The organism is Bacillus sp. ATD, assembly GCF_050585765.1.
In the GTDB taxonomy this organism is placed as follows: Bacteria; Bacillota; Bacilli; order Bacillales; family Bacillaceae; genus Bacillus; species Bacillus stercoris.
The window spans coordinates 648420-663953 of the sequence record NZ_JBOBQH010000001.1 but is presented as its reverse complement, the minus strand read 5'-3'; the positions used below and the strand labels follow the sequence as shown (position 1 = coordinate 663953).

Annotated in this window: 21 protein-coding genes and 1 riboswitch; of the genes, 2 read left to right on the top strand and 19 right to left on the bottom strand. The window is 44.4% G+C overall.

Translation table 11 applies throughout. From position 1 onward, the window contains the following. Positions 1–40 precede the first annotated feature (40 nt). Both ACQXR1_RS03345 and ACQXR1_RS03340 read right to left on the bottom strand, forming a co-directional pair. A complete protein-coding gene (locus tag ACQXR1_RS03345) occupies positions 41–415 on the bottom strand; it encodes a nucleotide excision repair endonuclease (RefSeq protein WP_069840299.1) in 375 nt (124 codons plus the stop codon). Positions 416–517: 102 nt separating this feature from the next. Further along, positions 518–1636 (bottom strand): NAD(P)/FAD-dependent oxidoreductase, encoded by a 1119-nt coding sequence (locus tag ACQXR1_RS03340; protein WP_430771717.1) that lies wholly within the window; start codon positions 1634–1636, stop codon positions 518–520. Positions 1637–1794: 158 nt separating this feature from the next. On the opposite strand from ACQXR1_RS03340, the gene sspG reads away from it, so the two are divergent. Continuing rightward, a complete protein-coding gene (gene sspG / locus ACQXR1_RS03335; protein WP_040081894.1) occupies positions 1795–1941 on the top strand; it encodes an acid-soluble spore protein SspG in 147 nt (48 codons plus the stop codon). After that, positions 1941–2216 carry a hypothetical protein gene (locus ACQXR1_RS03330; protein ID WP_069150266.1) on the top strand — a complete coding sequence of 92 codons (276 nt, stop codon included), beginning with the start codon at positions 1941–1943 and terminating at the stop codon, positions 2214–2216. The genes sspG and ACQXR1_RS03330 overlap by 1 nt, the downstream gene beginning before the upstream one ends. An 89-nt stretch (positions 2217–2305) precedes the next feature. Here the strand turns inward: ACQXR1_RS03330 and sufB are convergent, their stop codons facing one another. The 17 genes from sufB to fadE all read right to left on the bottom strand — a co-directional run bounded on the left by sufB (position 2306) and on the right by fadE (position 15530). After that, positions 2306–3703 (bottom strand): Fe-S cluster assembly protein SufB, encoded by a 1398-nt coding sequence (gene sufB, locus ACQXR1_RS03325; protein WP_003240854.1) that lies wholly within the window; start codon positions 3701–3703, stop codon positions 2306–2308. Positions 3704–3723: 20 nt separating this feature from the next. Then, positions 3724–4167, bottom strand: a complete 444-nt coding sequence (sufU, locus tag ACQXR1_RS03320; RefSeq protein ID WP_003222809.1) for a Fe-S cluster assembly sulfur transfer protein SufU — start codon at positions 4165–4167, stop codon at positions 3724–3726. Further along, the gene (gene sufS, locus ACQXR1_RS03315; RefSeq protein ID WP_069840301.1) at positions 4157–5377 is read right to left on the bottom strand and encodes a cysteine desulfurase SufS; all 1221 of its coding nucleotides are present in this window, start codon (positions 5375–5377) and stop codon (positions 4157–4159) included. Before sufS ends, sufU begins: the two co-directional genes overlap by 11 nt. Then, complete coding sequence (gene sufD, locus ACQXR1_RS03310; protein ID WP_014665303.1) at positions 5377–6690, bottom strand: Fe-S cluster assembly protein SufD; 1314 nt, start codon at positions 6688–6690, stop codon at positions 5377–5379. The genes sufS and sufD overlap by 1 nt, the downstream gene beginning before the upstream one ends. A 17-nt stretch (positions 6691–6707) precedes the next feature. Beyond that, positions 6708–7493: a Fe-S cluster assembly ATPase SufC gene (gene sufC / locus ACQXR1_RS03305; RefSeq protein ID WP_003327022.1), complete on the bottom strand. Its 786-nt coding sequence runs from the start codon at positions 7491–7493 to the stop codon at positions 6708–6710. Positions 7494–7685: 192 nt separating this feature from the next. After that, entirely contained in the window at positions 7686–7823 is a 138-nt protein-coding gene (locus ACQXR1_RS03300; protein ID WP_014665305.1) for a hypothetical protein, read from the bottom strand. A 193-nt stretch (positions 7824–8016) separates the two neighbouring features. Next, positions 8017–8394 (bottom strand): carboxymuconolactone decarboxylase family protein, encoded by a 378-nt coding sequence (locus ACQXR1_RS03295; RefSeq protein WP_014477920.1) that lies wholly within the window; start codon positions 8392–8394, stop codon positions 8017–8019. 83 nt (positions 8395–8477) lie between these two features. Beyond that, complete coding sequence (metQ, locus tag ACQXR1_RS03290; protein ID WP_014665307.1) at positions 8478–9302, bottom strand: methionine ABC transporter substrate-binding lipoprotein MetQ; 825 nt, start codon at positions 9300–9302, stop codon at positions 8478–8480. 13 nt (positions 9303–9315) lie between these two features. After that, on the bottom strand, positions 9316–9984 hold the full coding sequence (metP, locus tag ACQXR1_RS03285; RefSeq protein ID WP_003228593.1) for a methionine ABC transporter permease MetP: 669 nt from the start codon (positions 9982–9984) through the stop codon (positions 9316–9318). Continuing rightward, positions 9977–11002 (bottom strand): methionine ABC transporter ATP-binding protein MetN, encoded by a 1026-nt coding sequence (gene metN / locus ACQXR1_RS03280; protein WP_430771716.1) that lies wholly within the window; start codon positions 11000–11002, stop codon positions 9977–9979. The genes metP and metN overlap by 8 nt, the downstream gene beginning before the upstream one ends. A gap of 105 nt (positions 11003–11107) precedes the next feature. Then, positions 11108–11214: riboswitch (SAM riboswitch) on the bottom strand. 114 nt (positions 11215–11328) lie between these two features. Continuing rightward, positions 11329–11673: an SCP2 sterol-binding domain-containing protein gene (locus ACQXR1_RS03275; protein ID WP_014665309.1), complete on the bottom strand. Its 345-nt coding sequence runs from the start codon at positions 11671–11673 to the stop codon at positions 11329–11331. Between the two features lie 106 nt (positions 11674–11779). Continuing rightward, positions 11780–12100 (bottom strand): thioredoxin family protein, encoded by a 321-nt coding sequence (locus ACQXR1_RS03270; protein WP_040081889.1) that lies wholly within the window; start codon positions 12098–12100, stop codon positions 11780–11782. A 1-nt stretch (position 12101) separates the two neighbouring features. Next, entirely contained in the window at positions 12102–12464 is a 363-nt protein-coding gene (locus tag ACQXR1_RS03265) for a toprim domain-containing protein (RefSeq protein WP_041521423.1), read from the bottom strand. Between the two features lie 72 nt (positions 12465–12536). Then, on the bottom strand, positions 12537–12773 hold the full coding sequence (locus tag ACQXR1_RS03260) for a YusG family protein (protein WP_003228581.1): 237 nt from the start codon (positions 12771–12773) through the stop codon (positions 12537–12539). A 55-nt stretch (positions 12774–12828) separates the two neighbouring features. Continuing rightward, on the bottom strand, positions 12829–13212 hold the full coding sequence (gene gcvH, locus ACQXR1_RS03255; protein WP_014665312.1) for a glycine cleavage system protein GcvH: 384 nt from the start codon (positions 13210–13212) through the stop codon (positions 12829–12831). Positions 13213–13278: 66 nt separating this feature from the next. Then, the gene (locus tag ACQXR1_RS03250; protein ID WP_003222779.1) at positions 13279–13635 is read right to left on the bottom strand and encodes an arsenate reductase family protein; all 357 of its coding nucleotides are present in this window, start codon (positions 13633–13635) and stop codon (positions 13279–13281) included. Between the two features lie 110 nt (positions 13636–13745). Next, positions 13746–15530 carry an acyl-CoA dehydrogenase FadE gene (gene fadE / locus ACQXR1_RS03245; RefSeq protein ID WP_227099380.1) on the bottom strand — a complete coding sequence of 595 codons (1785 nt, stop codon included), beginning with the start codon at positions 15528–15530 and terminating at the stop codon, positions 13746–13748. Positions 15531–15534: the final 4 nt, after the last annotated feature.

Sequence of the window (15534 nt, the reverse complement as noted above, 5' to 3'; positions counted from 1 at the left end):
AAGCTCTGGCTTCGCTGTTCAATCCGCAGACTGACGTCTCTTATTTAAAAAATACCTTGTCCACATTGTACTTCGATTGCTGTGTATTGATGATATAGGTTTCGTAAATGTCTCTTTCCATTGGATCATCGACTACACATACTTCAATTTTATATACTTCGTCTCTGTGATGTTTGATCGGTGAGACATTGTCTTCAAAATGCTTCTTAATTCTCTGTCTTAACTTTCTGGCTTTACCGACAAACAGCAGCTCGTCATGAATGTTATAAAACATAAAGATGCCGCCTTTATCCCGTGGGATCTGGTGAAAGTCGATGAAGCCGTATATCGCCTTTATTTTCGGCTCGTTATCATTAGCTGACTGCTGTCGTTCAGTGATGGTGACATTCGGTGCGGGGATATCAATTTTTATCAAAATCAGTTCACGTCCTCTTTTTCATTAAAGATAAATGCTAACACATACAGAAAAGAAAAGCCAGAACAGCTTTATACTATTTGTTTGTCATGCTCTTACTTATTATGCAAGTGCTCCGGCTGGATCATAAGGGCTAAGGTCTAATTCTGTCTGCTTTCCGAGAACTAGCTTTGCGAGCTCTGCACCCAAGAACGGCCCCATCGTCAGGCCAGAAGCACCCAAACCGTTAGCAGCGTACAGGCCTTGAACATTCGGCACAGCCCCTATGACCGGCAGAAATCCCGGTGTAAACGGCCTGAAGCCCACTCTTGTTTCAATGGCAGCGGCATCAGCAAGGCCCGGTGCAACGCCTAACGCTTTGCTCAATACTTCGTGCTGGCCTCCGGCTGTCACCCGCAGATCATGAAGAGCAGCATCATTTTCGTGTGTAGCGCCAGCTACGATTCTGCCGTTATCAAACGAAAGAATGTACTGATCACTCGGCGGCATCACAACCGGCCAGAATCCTGTATCTGCATCTGTCATTTCAAAATGCATAATCTGCGCTTTCTGAAAAGACACTTGAAAATGAATGCCAAGAGGCTTCATGATTTCATTGGCCCATGCCCCCGTCGCCACAATCACCGCGTCTGCCGCAAACTGCTTTGTATCTGTTCGCACGCCGGTGACTGTTCCGTTTTCAAAAAGCAGGGATGCATTTCCTTTGATGATCTCTGCGCCGCGTTTCTCCGCAGCGCTTAAAAGCGACCGGCACAGCGCTCTTCCATTCACGCGGGCGGCCCCGCTGATATGAACCGATTCATAGCCATCAGCCAAAATCGGAAACAGCTTTTTCGTCTCGCTCGCGGACAAGCGGGTAATCTCACCGATCTCCGGCGCATCCTCCCGCCTCTTATACGCCCGCTCCTCCATCTTATCGAGCTTCGCCGGATCAGTATGAATGCTGATCGCACCGACACGCTTGTATCCCGTATCTGTTTCTCCGTCCTCTTCCAATTGATGGATTAAATCCGTATAGTACCGTGCTCCTCCCTTTGCAAGCTGGTACCAATCCTGATTACGGCGCTGTGAGAGCCAAGGACAGACGATCCCCGCCGCCGCATCAGTCGCTTGTCCCGGCTCTTTCCGGTCAATGACAGTAACACGAGCGCCAGATTTTGCGAGATGATAAGCCGTCGAAGCGCCGAGAATTCCTGCGCCGATGATGATGTACGATTTCATATGCAAACACCTTTTCTATTATGATATCTATTCATTTTACCAAATCAAATGCTTTCCTTCGACCTTTTGCCCTAATGTGGAAAAACCGCGAAGTTCGTCCAATCTCTTTACTCTCCTATCGAATATTCTGTCACTATCAATAGAGAAAGGATGATACCATGAGCGAAAATCGTCATGAAAATGAAGAAAACAGACGCGATGCGGCAGTCGCAAAAGTCCAAAACAGCGGTAATGCAAAAGTCGTGGTCAGCGTGAACACAGACCAGGATCAGGCACAGGCTCAGACACAAGACGGGGAAGACTAATGAACGAAAATATCATTCCTATCAACAGACATGCACAAGAGATACCCACTACTGAATCTGCTATCAAAAACAGCGGCAACTCAGAAGTCCATATCGACATTCACATTGATACAATGCCAATTGCTTTTGCTATATTATGCTCCGCATTAGCCGCAAAGCAGATGACAAAAGAGGAATTCGATATGGCTTATACTCAATTGCGAGAGATGAACAGAGAAAATAACAGCAGATCATCTGTAAAACAAATTATCAACCATGAAATAGAAGAGGAGTAAAGAACCGCGGGTCCTGCGGCCAGCGGTTTTTCTTCTTCATACAAAAAGGACGCGACTGAAAACCAGTCACGTCCTTTTTTGTGAAACAATTAACCGATTGACCCTTCCATTTCGAACTTAATCAAACGGTTCATTTCTACTGCGTATTCCATTGGAAGCTCTTTTGTGAATGGCTCGATGAAGCCCATTACGATCATTTCTGTCGCTTCTTCTTCAGAAATACCGCGGCTCATCAAGTAGAAGAGCTGCTCTTCAGATACTTTAGACACTTTCGCTTCGTGCTCCAATGAAATGTTATCATTTAAGATTTCATTGTAAGGAATTGTGTCTGACGTTGATTTGTTATCCATAATAAGCGTATCGCACTCGATGTTAGAGCGGGCGCCTTCCGCTTTGCGTCCGAAGTGGACGATTCCGCGGTACGTTACTTTTCCGCCCTGTTTTGAAATCGATTTTGATACGATTGTGGATGATGTGTTTGGCGCAAGGTGAATCATTTTCGCACCTGCATCCTGATGCTGGCCTTTACCTGCAAGAGCGATAGAAAGCGTCATACCGCGCGCGCCTTCGCCTTTTAGGATACAAGCCGGATATTTCATTGTCAGCTTAGAACCGATGTTGCCGTCGATCCATTCCATTGTTGCGTTTTCTTCACAGATCGTACGCTTCGTTACAAGGTTGTAAACGTTGTTTGCCCAGTTTTGGATCGTTGTATAACGGCAGTAGCCGCCTTTTTTCACGATGATCTCAACAACCGCACTGTGAAGTGAGTTTGTTGTGTAAACAGGCGCAGTACAGCCTTCAACGTAATGAACGCTTGCTTCTTCGTCAACAATAATCAGTGTACGTTCGAACTGGCCCATGTTTTCAGAGTTGATACGGAAGTAAGCTTGAAGCGGCGTTTCCACCTTTACGCCTTTAGGCACGTAGATGAAAGATCCGCCGGACCAAACAGCTGAGTTAAGCGCCGCAAACTTGTTATCAGTCGGCGGGATTACTTTTGCCCAGTGCTCACGGAAAATATCTTCATTCTCTTTCAGCGCACTGTCAGTGTCTTTAAAGACGATGCCTTGCGCTTCAAGATCTTCTTTCATGTTGTGGTATACAACCTCAGATTCGTACTGAGCAGAAACACCCGCAAGGTATTTTTGTTCAGCTTCAGGAATACCGAGCTTGTCGAATGTTTGCTTAATTTCGTCAGGAACTTCATCCCAAGAACGCTCTGAACGCTCAGACGGTTTTACGTAGTACGTAATTTCGTCAAAGTTCAGTGAGTTTAAATCTCCGCCCCATTGAGGCATCGGCATGTTGTAGAAATGTTCAAGTGATTTCAAGCGGAAATCAAGCATCCATTGAGGCTCTTCTTTCATGCGAGAAATTTCTTCTACGATTTCTTTTGTCAATCCACGCTCTGAACGGAAAATGGAAACGTCCTTGTCGTGAAAACCATACTTGTATTCACCAATATCAGGCATTTTTTTAGCCATCCATTTTCACTCCAATCCTTTTAATTGCCGCCTTCTTCTTTTGCGACTCCTTTTTCAAGTGCTTTCCATGACAGGGTTGCACATTTGATACGGGCAGGGAATTTTGAAACGCCTTGAAGGGCTTCAATATCCCCGAGATCTATAGAATCATCATACTCTTTCCCTTGCATCATATCCGAGAAAATCTTAGACATGGAAAGGGCAGTTTCAATATCTTTCCCTTTAATCGCTTGAGTCATCATCGAAGCGGATGCCATTGAAATGGAACAGCCTTCCCCTTCAAATTTCGCATCTTCCACGATGTCTCCGTCAAGCTTCATTGTCAGCCTGATTCGGTCGCCGCATGTCGGGTTGTTCATATCCACGACGATGCTGTCATTTAAAACCCCTTTATTGCGCGGGTTTTTGTAATGATCCATAATCACCTGTCTGTACAATGTATCTAAGTTTGCATTAAAAGACATTTGTAAAATACTCCTTTGTCTTTTGAAGAGCTTCCACAAGCTTATCAATCTCTTCCTCTGTATTATACAGGTAAAAGCTTGCTCTTGCAGTAGCAGTTACATCCAGCCATTTCATCAGCGGCTGCGCGCAATGGTGGCCGGCTCTGACTGCGATTCCCTCCGCATCAAGCACAGTCGCCACATCGTGCGGATGAACATCATCAAGGTTAAATGTAACAAGCCCGGCACGCTCTTTTGGCCCGTAAACCGTTACGCCGTCAAGCTGGCGGAAGCGTTCAAGCGCATAAGCTGCAAGCTTGTGCTCATGGCGGGAAATCTCATCAAGACCGATTTCTTCGAGAAAATCAATGGCGGCACCGAGACCGATTGCTCCTGCAATAATCGGCGTACCCGCTTCGAATTTCCACGGAAGCTCTTTCCAAGTTGATTCATAAAGCCCGACAAAGTCGATCATTTCACCGCCGAATTCGGCAGGCTCCATGTTTTCCAGCAGGGCTTTCTTTCCGTACAGCACACCAATACCGGTAGGTCCGCACATTTTATGGGAAGAAAGTGCAAAGAAGTCGCAATCGAGATCCTGCACGTCAATTTTCATGTGAGGCGTGCTTTGTGCACCGTCCACCACAATGACAGCCCCGTTATCATGGGCAATTTTCGCCATGTCTTTAATCGGGTTGATCGTGCCGAGAACGTTAGATACATGAGACACTGCAACAATTTTTGTGTTGCTTGTGACCGTTTCTCTGACGTCTTTTAAAGAAATCGTTCCGTCTTCCTGCAGCGGAATATATTTTAATGTGGCGCCAGTCGCTTTGACAGCTTGCTGCCACGGAATGATATTCGCATGATGCTCCATGTAGGTGATGACCACTTCATCACCAGGTTTCAGGTTGGCGCGCGCATAGCTTAACGCCACCATATTCAGTGATGTGGTCGTGCCTTTTGTGAAAATAATCTCAGCCATTGACTTCGCGTTAATAAACTTGCGGACTTTTTCACGCGCTCCTTCATAACCGTCTGTCGCTCTGGTTCCAAGTGTATGGACGCCCCGATGAACATTGGAATTGTATTGGTTATAATACTTATCCAGTGTTTCAATGACAGCACGCGGCTTCTGGGAAGTCGCCGCGCTGTCGAGATAAACGAGATCATGTCCGTTCACTTGCTGATGAAGGATCGGGAACTGTTCACGAATATCTGTGATATTCATTACTTCACTTTCCTTTCGATAACAGAAACCAATTGTTTCTTAACGCCTTCAATCGGAAGTTCATTTACTACCGGTGCAAGGAATCCGTAAATGACTAAGCGTTCTGCTTCTTCTTTCGGAATACCGCGGCTCATCAGGTAGTAAAGCTGAATAGGGTCCACACGGCCGACAGATGCCGCATGTCCTGCAGTTACATCGTCTTCGTCAATTAAAAGAATAGGGTTGGCGTCTCCGCGTGCTTTTTCGCTGAGCATCAGCACACGTGATTCCTGCTCCGCATTCGCTTTAGAAGCGCCATGTTCGATTTTGCCGATTCCGTTAAAGATAGAAGAAGCAGAATCTTTCATTACACCGTGCTTCAAGATATAGCCTTCAGAAGCTTTACCGAAATGGATGATTTGTGTTGTAAAGTTTTCTGTTTGCTCTCCTCTTCCGACAACAACCGTTTTCGTATCGCCGTATGTGCCGTCACCGTAAAGGTTTGTTGTGTTTTCGGAAATCGTGTCGCCGTCGTTCATCAGGCCGAGAGCCCACTCGATTTTGCTGTCGCGTCCGCGCGCAGCACCGCGGCGGTTCACATAAGTTGTCACACCGCTTGACAGATTATCCACCGCACCGTATGTCACGCTGGCATTATCACCTGTGATGACCTCACTGATAATATTGAAGACAGCGTCTTTCGGGTTTACAGTGCTGATATAGTTTTCTACATATGTGACAGAGCTGTGGTCTTCAGCCACAATCAGCACGTGGTTGAATAGAGCTGTATCATTGCTTTCGTGGACATAAACAGCCTGAACCGGCGTCTCCACCTCAACATTTTTCGGAACATAAAGGAATGCTCCTCCGTTAACAAGAGCCGCGTGAAGTGCAGTTAACTTATGCTCATCAACCTTCACGCCGTCCTTCATAAAGTATTTCTCCACCAAGTCGCTGTGCTCGCGAGCAGCAGTCAGAATATCAGTGAAGATAACGCCTTTGTCTTTCAATTCTTGAGAAAGTGAAAGGTATGCCGGCGTCTGGTCACGCTGTACGTATAATGTTTTATCTTCGTTTTCAACGTCGATCAGCGCTTTTGCTTCATCAGTCAAATCTTCTAATGAAGAAAGCGGTTCGTTATCAACTGTATGCTTCGCGAAATTCGTGAAGTTCCAGTTTGTGATTTTAGTTTTGTCAGGCTTCGGCATCGGCAGATCCTCAGCTTGTTCAAGAGCCTGTAAGCGCAGGTTTTTCAGCCAGGCAGGTTCTTGATGCTTTTCGGAAAAGCTTTTGAGATACTCCTGATCTACGGATAGTTTTGTATCTAGTGTCATATTAATCCCCCTAACGCTTACGCTTCTTGGCCAACAGTTTCGTCTTCAATGCCAAGTTCTTGTTTGATCCAGTCATAACCTTCTGCTTCAAGACGCTGTGCAAGCTCTGCACCGCCGGATTTAACAACGCGGCCTTGCATCATAACGTGAACAACATCCGGAGTGATGTAGTTTAACAGGCGCTGATAGTGAGTGATCATCAGGCAGCCGAAGTTTTCGCTGCGCATTCTGTTGATCCCTTTAGATACAACTTTCAAAGCGTCAATATCAAGACCTGAGTCGATTTCATCAAGGATGGCGATTTTCGGTTCAATCATCATTAATTGAAGAATTTCGTTGCGTTTTTTCTCCCCGCCTGAGAAGCCTTCGTTAAGATAGCGCTGAGCCATTTCAGGGTCCATTTCAAGGAACTCCATGTTTTCGTCCATTTTGCGGATGAATTTCATAAGAGAAATTTCATCGCCTTCTTCTCTGCGCGCGTTGATTGCTGAGCGAAGGAAGTCGGCATTTGTCACACCGCTGATTTCACTTGGGTACTGCATCGCAAGGAATAAGCCTGCCTGCGCACGCTCGTCCACTTCCATCTCCAGTACATCTTTGCCGTCAAGCGTGATGCTGCCTTTTGTTACTTCATATTTAGGATGCCCCATAATAGCAGCTGATAAAGTGGATTTACCAGTTCCGTTCGGGCCCATTACTGCGTGGAATTCTCCACCTTTTATTTCAAGGTTTACACCCTTTAAGATCTCTTTCCCTTCGATTTCAACGTGAAGATCTTTGATCGTTAATGTTGAAGCAGCCATATCTATACCTCCAAAATATATAATCATTATTCTCATTTTATTCTCATTCTAATTTTATAACAAATGAAAAGTAAATACAACTTTTTATCGTGCCTCGCACATTCCTCAAGTTTAACAAAGATCAGCACTTTATTAAAGCGATTGAAAAAGAAAAAGAGTGGATTCCCACCCTTTTTTAAAAGATTGATTTTCTCAATAAGCTCCTGCAGAAATACGCTTGCTTTTTTGATAATCAAGCTCTCTCTGCCGCTCTACTTTCATTCTTGTTTCCAGCCGGCGTCCGTATTCCTCGTATCCAATTCCGTGTGACAGCTGCATCGCTTTTTCCATTTCTGACGTATAATCGAGGTTCAGTCTGTCCTGGCTGCTGCAAATAATGAATCAATCCCTTCATATATTTGCTTTCTATTGTATCAGTGCTGCGTTTGATGCCGCAAAAAGGATATGGCTTGAAATAGCGGCAGATGAGACGAAAGCATCCATTCAGAACAAATGAGAATGGTTTTTCGAAATATTCCTTCTCTTAATGCGTGGTGTTTCCGAATTCCTCAATGCACTGCTGGACAACTGTCACGCCTTGACTGAAGGCTGCGCCGCCTCCAAATGCCGCTGCCACACTGACGGCTTCGAGAATGTTTTCTTCTGTCGCTCCCTGATCAAGACAGCCTTTTGTATGATAGATCATGCAATATTCGTCCTGGGCATTGATGGCGATTCCGAGGGCGATCAGCTGTTTTTCTCTTTCAGTCAGAGAATTCCCGGCAAAGCACTGTTCAGTAAACTCGTTAAATTTCCTTCCCATCAGCGGCATCTTTTGTTCAAATGTGCCTAAACCATGTTTATATTGTTTTAGCGCGTCCTGCATGCTTCCTCTGTCTTGATTCAAAGAAAATCCCTCCATCTGTTTAACATTCCTTTTTATTATGAGCAGCTTTTAGGAAAATACGCGAAAAAACCCCGGATTTCTCATCCGGGGTTTCAGACTTATTCAGATACAGGAAGCACAGCTCCGTCGTATTTTTTCTCGATGAAGTCTTTGATCTTTTTAGAGTGAAGAACTTCCATCAGCGCTTTGATTTTTGCAGAATCTTCTTCGCCTTTTCTCACTGCGACGATGTTAGCATATGGGTTGTTTTTCGTTGATTCTACTTCAATTGCATCTTTTTTAGGATTTAATTTATTTTGGATCGCATAGTTTACATTGATGAAGACCGCGTCTCCTTCTTTGTTTTCATATGCTTTTGCCGTTAATTCAGGCGCTACTTTTTTAAATTCAAGGTTTTTCGGGTTTTTCTTAATGTCTTTCAATGTTGCGTCAACGGTTTCCACTTTAGAATCAAGAGTGATTAATCCAGCGTTTTCAAGCATTGCAAGCATACGGCCTTGTTCAGCAACGTTGTTTGTCAGGATGATTGTCGCACCGTCTGGAAGGTCTTTCAGTGATTTGTATGTTTTAGAGTAAATACCAAATGGCTCTAAGTGAACAGCGCCGGCATTCACAAGTTTGTAATCTGTGTTTTCTTTCATTTCTTGCTCAAGGTAAGGAATGTGCTGGAAGTAGTTCGCGTCCACTTCTTTATCAGCTAAAGCTTTATTGTACATTTTGTAATCACTAAGCACTTTCACTTTCAGCGTATAGCCTTTTTCTTTCAGCAATGGTTCAGCTTCTTTTAAAATTTCCGCATGCGGTGTTTTCGTTGCTGCAACGACAATTTCTTTCTTGCCGGATTCAGCGCCGTTATTCGAACCGCAGGCAGCCATAACTCCTGCAAATACAAGCAGTAATGCACCTAAAAATAGCTTTTTCAATGTAAATCCTCCCTTATCGTTTGTCTATAATATTTGTTATTAAATCACCGATGATTTGAATAATAAATACGATGATTAAAATAAACACAGTAGCAACGAAGGTAACATCAGCGTTATTAGACTGATATCCTTCTACGTACGCAAGGTTTCCAAGGCCTCCTGAACCAATGGCTCCGGCAATTGCCGTTGAGCCGATCAAAGCGATGGCTGTAACCGTAATTCCAGAAATAAGAGCCGGCATTGATTCCGGAATCAGCACTTTGAAAATGATCGTAGACGTTTTCGCGCCCATTGATTTAGCAGCTTCAATCACACCTTTATCCACCTCACGCAGCGCGATTTCAACAAGACGTGCGTAAAACGGTGCCGAGCCGATGACCAGCGCCGGCAATGCAGCGTTTGGCCCTAAGATCGTGCCGACTAAAAACTTCGTAAACCCTAATAGTAAAATAATTAAAATAAGGAACGGAATCGATCTGAATATGTTAACAACGGCAGCAATCACAGAGTTGACCGCTTTATTCTGCCAGAGGCTTCCTTTGCTCGTCAGAAAGAGCAGCAAGCCGAGGATGACCCCGATGACAAAAGCAAACAGTAAAGAAATCAGCGTCATATAAAGTGTTTCATATGTCGCGTTCCATAATTCAGTTAAATCGACGTTCGGGAAGTATTTTTCAAACATTCGTGATCACCTCTGCTTTCACCTGTTTGTCATTAATGAACCGGATCACGTTTTGCACTTCTTCCTCGTCTCCGTCAATGTGGATGAACAGTGAACCGTAAGCTCCATCCTTCGTCTGCGAAATTTTCCCTTGCAGAATATTGACGCTGACATTGAAGTTTCTGATCATCTCTGTAATCAGAGGCTGTTCAGCTGACTCACCGACAAATGTGAGCTGAACCATTTTTCCTGATGCTGTATCATCAAGAAGGTGCTGAAGCGTTTCTTTCGTTTCTTCTGGCTCTGTCACCTGTTGAACAAATCGTTTTGTCATTTGTTCCTTTGGATTTTTGAAGACGTCGAGAACCTCGCCTTCTTCGACCACCTTACCGTTTTCCATGACGGCGACTCTGTTGCAGATTTTGCGGATGACATGCATTTCGTGCGTAATCAGCACAATCGTCAAACCGAGTCTTTCATTAATATCGGACAATAGATCCAGAATTGAATCTGTCGTTTGCGGATCTAATGCTGATGTCGCTTCGTCACAAAGAAGAACCTTCGGATTGTTTGCAAGCGCTCTGGCAATTCCGACACGCTGCTTCTGACCGCCGCTCAGCTGGGACGGATATGATTTTTCTTTTCCTTCTAAACCTACCAGTTTAATCAGTTCATTGGCGCGCTTGATCCGCTCGCTCTTTTTCACCCCGGCAATTTCTAAAGGAAACATGATATTATCTCTGACAGTCCGCGACCAAAGCAAATTGAAATGCTGGAAAATCATACTGATCTCATGGCGTGCTTTTCTTAAACCGCGTCCATTTACTTCATTAATCTTGGTTCCCGCCACTTCCACGGTTCCTGAGGTTGGTTTCTCAAGGCCGTTCAGCAGACGGATTAAGGAACTCTTACCAGCTCCGCTATATCCTATAATTCCAAAAATCTCACCTTTTTTAATGGAAAGCGAGACATTTTGGACAGCATTGACATCTCCATGTTTCGACTTGTAAACTTTTGAAACATCGTGAAGATTGATCAAAGCAATCACCTGCCTTAACACTATTCTAAGAAATCTTCCGGTTTTTTCTGCAAAAGAAAAGCCTTTCTGCACACTTGAGCAGAAAGGCTTATATAAAATGCCTTTCTCTCATCTTTCAAAGCTGAACGCTTCGTGTGAATTGGCACCATTTCAACAGTGTTGATGGTTGCCGGGCTTCATAGGGCACTTCCCTCCACCTCTCTTGATAAGAGAAATATATAGTCTTTTTCGTCCGGAAATTCTTAATGTAGAATAGCACGGCGAATGATTAAATGTCAATAAAATAAATGATGACAACTTTTACTATTATAATAATTTATTATTTTTCAATTCTTTGAAATCCTCTGAAAAAATCCATTTGTCAGCCAGAGAATGGCTTCTAGCTTTAACAGGGCCCTGAATGACCCCTTTACTTTGAGGCTTCCGCTCTGAATCAAGTGCTGAAGGGAAATATCTCCGTGCAATAAATCAATAATTTCCGTTTGGTTTCCGTAAAAGGTCAGGTTGGACGTTTGGGGCGGAGAAACTTTTTTCATTTCTCCCTGTTCGTTTATTGAGACGGTTAAGGCTTCTGCTTCTCCTTGAAAGGTAATGAGCAATGTTGAGGCATTCAAAAGGGGTTTTAAAAACAGATGCTGATACTCATCTTCTAAAACTTCCGCTTTCTCCATATGTACAACCTCCTATTTGTTGGTCATACATACACATTTCTCTCTCTGTCGCAAGAACCCCTTTATAAAACGAACGACAATTTCGTTGGATATGCTGAGAAATATGTCATAATTGGGATGCGGAAGATGATTTTTGTTTGATCAGCTCATATAAATAAGAAACGGAATGAAACGCATATCCTCTTTCGACCACCTTTCCGCCTTTAAACAGCAGAAAACAAGGGACACTTTCAATTTGATATGCTTTTGCAAATGTCGGAGAGTAATTGACATTGTTTTGATAGAAGGCGACATCAGGCAGCATTTCTTTCACCACTGTCAGCATTTTGCTTGCAAGCTGGCAGGTGCCGCAAAACGGAGTATATAAATATAGAAGGTACACATCATCTTCAATGTGATCAAGTTCGTGTTCTTGGAGTTCTTTCATGCTATACACCTCGGGACTTTCTTTCAAGAAAAATAGTATGGACATTCAGATTCGCACGCAGCAAGACAGAGGCGACATGGTGCCTGGGCGCAGCCGCTACTTCCTTATAGGCTCTGTCGATATGGAGATGGCAGGCTTCATTAAATTCACGCTTCAGCTGTTTTCTCAATTTCTCGCCTGATTCATCAGCATCAACTAATATATAGACGTCTTTATCATAAAGCTCGTCAGCCAATTCCTCAAGCTTCAGCTGGCTGATTGTTCCGTTTGTGCAGATAATGCGCACCGGTTCATTCAGGACGCTTTCGATTTTCTCTTTATCTGATTTCCCCTCGACAATCATAACCTTTTCCAGCTCATCCATCTTCTTCACCTGCCGCGTCAAATTTGAAACGTTCAGATTGTAAAAGAAGGCAGTGAAATTCACCGCCAACATTTAACACCAGCCGTTTTCGTAGTCACAATCTACATATTTTGCGTCGTCACCAGAGACCACATCGGCTGTCTTATAAAACTTCTCATTTTCAAAGGAATAACCGGACTTAAGCTCATATTCATTCATGCTTGTCATTTGGCCGATCATCTCATTATCATGATATAACGAGAGCCGGCCATTTTGAAAGCGGCCTGTCACGTCGTTGGTGACATCGAGCTTTTGTTTGTCGAAAGCCATATTGGACACCTCCCATAACGTTAGCGTGTCCAATTGCTTTTACGGCTATCCTGTTTTAGTCTTCTTGTGTCATCTCTTCGTATTGCTCTGCTGTCATCAGTTTTTCAATTTCAGAAGCGTCAGTCGGCTCAACGACGATCATCCATGCTTTTTCGTACGGAGATTCGTTGACGAATTCCGGACTGTCATCAAGATCTTCGTTTACTTCCACAACAGTTCCGTTAATCGGCGCATAAAGCTCAGATACCGTTTTAACGGATTCAACACTGCCGAATGGCTCGTCCGCTTTGATTTCAGCGCCTACTTCAGGAAGTTCGACAAACACGATGTCGCCTAGCTCGGACTGGGCAAAATGCGTAATTCCGATTCTGGCTTTTTCTCCTTCAACTTTTACCCATTCGTGTTCTCCTGAGTAACGCAAATCTTTTGGTATGCTCAATTGAATCCCTCCATTTTTTACAGCACTACAATAAGAAGATACCACACTTTTCAAAAAAAATTTACATTAAGCCCAGTTTTCTTCAAATTGGTCTTCTTTAAATCCGACAGTCACTTTTTCGCCGTCTGTTGTAAGCGGGCGTTTGATCAGCATTCCGTCTGAAGCCAGCAGTTCGAGCTGTTCGTCCTCTGACATGTGATACAGCTTTTCCTTGAGATTGAGCTCGCGGTATTTCATGCCGCTCGTGTTGAAAAATTTCTTGAGATCCAGCCCGCTTTTTTCATAAAGCGCTTTTAATTCTTCTTTGCTTGGCGGCTGCTCAGCAATATGTATTTCGTTTATTTCTTTCCCATGCTCTTCAAGCCACTTCTTTGCTTTGCGGCACGTTCCGCATTTAGGGTACCAGTAAAAAGTTAACGACATCTTCTTCCCCCTCAATAAAATAATCGAGGTTATTTTAACACAGTTTGTTTTAAAAACCTAAAACAGTGCTTCTTAAAAAAGAGCTCCGCGCATGCGGAGCTCATGGCCAATCAGACAATATATTTCTCAGCCTCAAAAATGCCTGCCGCCGCCTCGCGCTTTTTCTGAATCACGTTTTTAGGCGTTACGCGTGTCAGCTTTCGCAGAGCGGAAAGCATCATGCGGAGTGAGTCTCCTTCTTCCATTGCGATAAGGGATTCCTTCGCATGCGCTTCAATTTCGTTAAAGGCTTCTTGAACGAAAATTTCTGTGTACAGCACCTTTTGCGCAGCTTTTTCAGCGCCTTGTGCTGCAATGGCCTTTTCCGTTCTGAGCACGGCCGATTCCATTGCGTATACATTGCTGACGATATCCGCGACGTTCACGAGAATTTCTTGCTCACGATCGATGGCTTTTCCGTATTTTTGCGCAGCTAGGCCGGCAGCAAACAACGCAATTTTTTTCGCTTGCTTGACAATATATTTCTCCTGCTCTAAGACGCCGCTTCCAGGCTCTTCAGGCATAAGCATCATGAGTTCTTCCTGCAGCGATTGCGCTTTTTCAAATAGAGGCAGCTCGCCTTTTAGCGCTTTTTTCAGGAAAGTGCTTGGCACGATTAATCGATTGATTTCGTTTGTGCCTTCAAAAATTCGATTGATCCTTGAATCCCTATAGGCTCTTTCTACTTCGTACTCCTGCATAAAGCCGTAGCCTCCATGAATCTGAACGCCTTCATCAACAATATAATCAAGCGTTTCAGAGCCAAACACCTTATTCAGAGAGCATTCGATGGCGTATTCCGCAATTGACTTGGCGATTTGCCGGCCGTCCTTGAGATCTTCGGCCGTGAACTGGCTCATATTGTCTTCAAACAGCCCGACGGTTCTGTATACAGAGCTTTCCATCGCATACAGCCTTGAGGCCATTGTCCCGATTTTTTCCTGTGTCAATGAGAAGCCTGCAATCGGTGTTTTAAATTGGCGGCGCTGATTTGCGTATGCCGCAGACAGCTCGATGACCCGTTTAGATGCGCCGATTGTGCCAACCGCCAGTTTGTAGCGGCCAATGTTTAATATATTAAAGGCGATGACATGCCCTTTGCCGATTTCTCCGAGCAGGTTTTCCTTCGGCACTTCAGCTTGATCCAAAATGAGGGTCCTCGTCGATGATCCTTTGATCCCCATTTTCTTTTCTTCCGGTCCCGTGGAGACACCCGGGAACTCTTTTTCTACAATAAAGGCTGAAAACTTGTCGCCATCCACTTTAGCGTAAACCACAAAAACATCGGCAAAAGCAGAGTTGGTAATCCACTGTTTTTCCCCGGTTAATACATAATGCGTTCCTGCTTCGTTCAGCACGGCTGTTGTTTTTGCTCCAAGTGCATCAGACCCAGAGCCAGGCTCAGTCAGAGCATAAGCCGCGATCTTTTCGCCTGAAGCGAGGCCAGGCAAATATTTTTTCTTTTGTTCTTCTGATCCGAAAAAGACGATCGGCAAGGAACCGATGCCGACATGCGCGCCATAGGAAAGAGAAAAGCTTCCCGCACGAGAAAATTTCTCAGTGATGAGCGCCGAGCTGATCTTATCTAGGCCGAGCCCGCCGTATTCTTCCGGCACATCGGCGCCAAGCAGCCCTAGTTGGCCCGCTTTCTTCAACAGTCTGACAGAATGCTCAAATTGATGGTTTTCAATGTCATCTATATGAGGGAGAACATCTTGCTCGATATAATCCTCTGTTGTTTTCGCAATCATTTTATGCTCGTCAGTGAAATCCTCCGGTGTATACATTTGATCGTATGTGACATCCTCGATTAAGAATCCGCCGCCTTTTAGTACGTCAGCCGTTTTTTTTGCCATTTGT

Coding starts and splice junctions, on each gene's coding strand:
- ACQXR1_RS03340 (WP_430771717.1), bottom strand. CDS start 1,636: ATGAAATCGTACATCATCATCGGCGCAGGAATTCTCGGCGCTTCGACG.
- sspG (WP_040081894.1), top strand. CDS start 1,795: ATGAGCGAAAATCGTCATGAAAATGAAGAAAACAGACGCGATGCGGCA.
- ACQXR1_RS03330 (WP_069150266.1), top strand. CDS start 1,941: ATGAACGAAAATATCATTCCTATCAACAGACATGCACAAGAGATACCC.
- sufB (WP_003240854.1), bottom strand. CDS start 3,703: ATGGCTAAAAAAATGCCTGATATTGGTGAATACAAGTATGGTTTTCAC.
- sufU (WP_003222809.1), bottom strand. CDS start 4,167: ATGTCTTTTAATGCAAACTTAGATACATTGTACAGACAGGTGATTATG.
- sufS (WP_069840301.1), bottom strand. CDS start 5,377: ATGAATATCACAGATATTCGTGAACAGTTCCCGATCCTTCATCAGCAA.
- sufD (WP_014665303.1), bottom strand. CDS start 6,690: ATGACACTAGATACAAAACTATCCGTAGATCAGGAGTATCTCAAAAGC.
- sufC (WP_003327022.1), bottom strand. CDS start 7,493: ATGGCTGCTTCAACATTAACGATCAAAGATCTTCACGTTGAAATCGAA.
- ACQXR1_RS03300 (WP_014665305.1), bottom strand. CDS start 7,823: ATGGAAAAAGCGATGCAGCTGTCACACGGAATTGGATACGAGGAATAC.
- ACQXR1_RS03295 (WP_014477920.1), bottom strand. CDS start 8,394: ATGGAGGGATTTTCTTTGAATCAAGACAGAGGAAGCATGCAGGACGCG.
- metP (WP_003228593.1), bottom strand. CDS start 9,984: ATGTTTGAAAAATACTTCCCGAACGTCGATTTAACTGAATTATGGAAC.
- ACQXR1_RS03275 (WP_014665309.1), bottom strand. CDS start 11,673: ATGGAGAAAGCGGAAGTTTTAGAAGATGAGTATCAGCATCTGTTTTTA.
- ACQXR1_RS03270 (WP_040081889.1), bottom strand. CDS start 12,100: ATGAAAGAACTCCAAGAACACGAACTTGATCACATTGAAGATGATGTG.
- ACQXR1_RS03265 (WP_041521423.1), bottom strand. CDS start 12,464: ATGGATGAGCTGGAAAAGGTTATGATTGTCGAGGGGAAATCAGATAAA.
- ACQXR1_RS03260 (WP_003228581.1), bottom strand. CDS start 12,773: ATGGCTTTCGACAAACAAAAGCTCGATGTCACCAACGACGTGACAGGC.
- ACQXR1_RS03250 (WP_003222779.1), bottom strand. CDS start 13,635: ATGTCGTTAACTTTTTACTGGTACCCTAAATGCGGAACGTGCCGCAAA.
- fadE (WP_227099380.1), bottom strand. CDS start 15,530: ATGGCAAAAAAAACGGCTGACGTACTAAAAGGCGGCGGATTCTTAATC.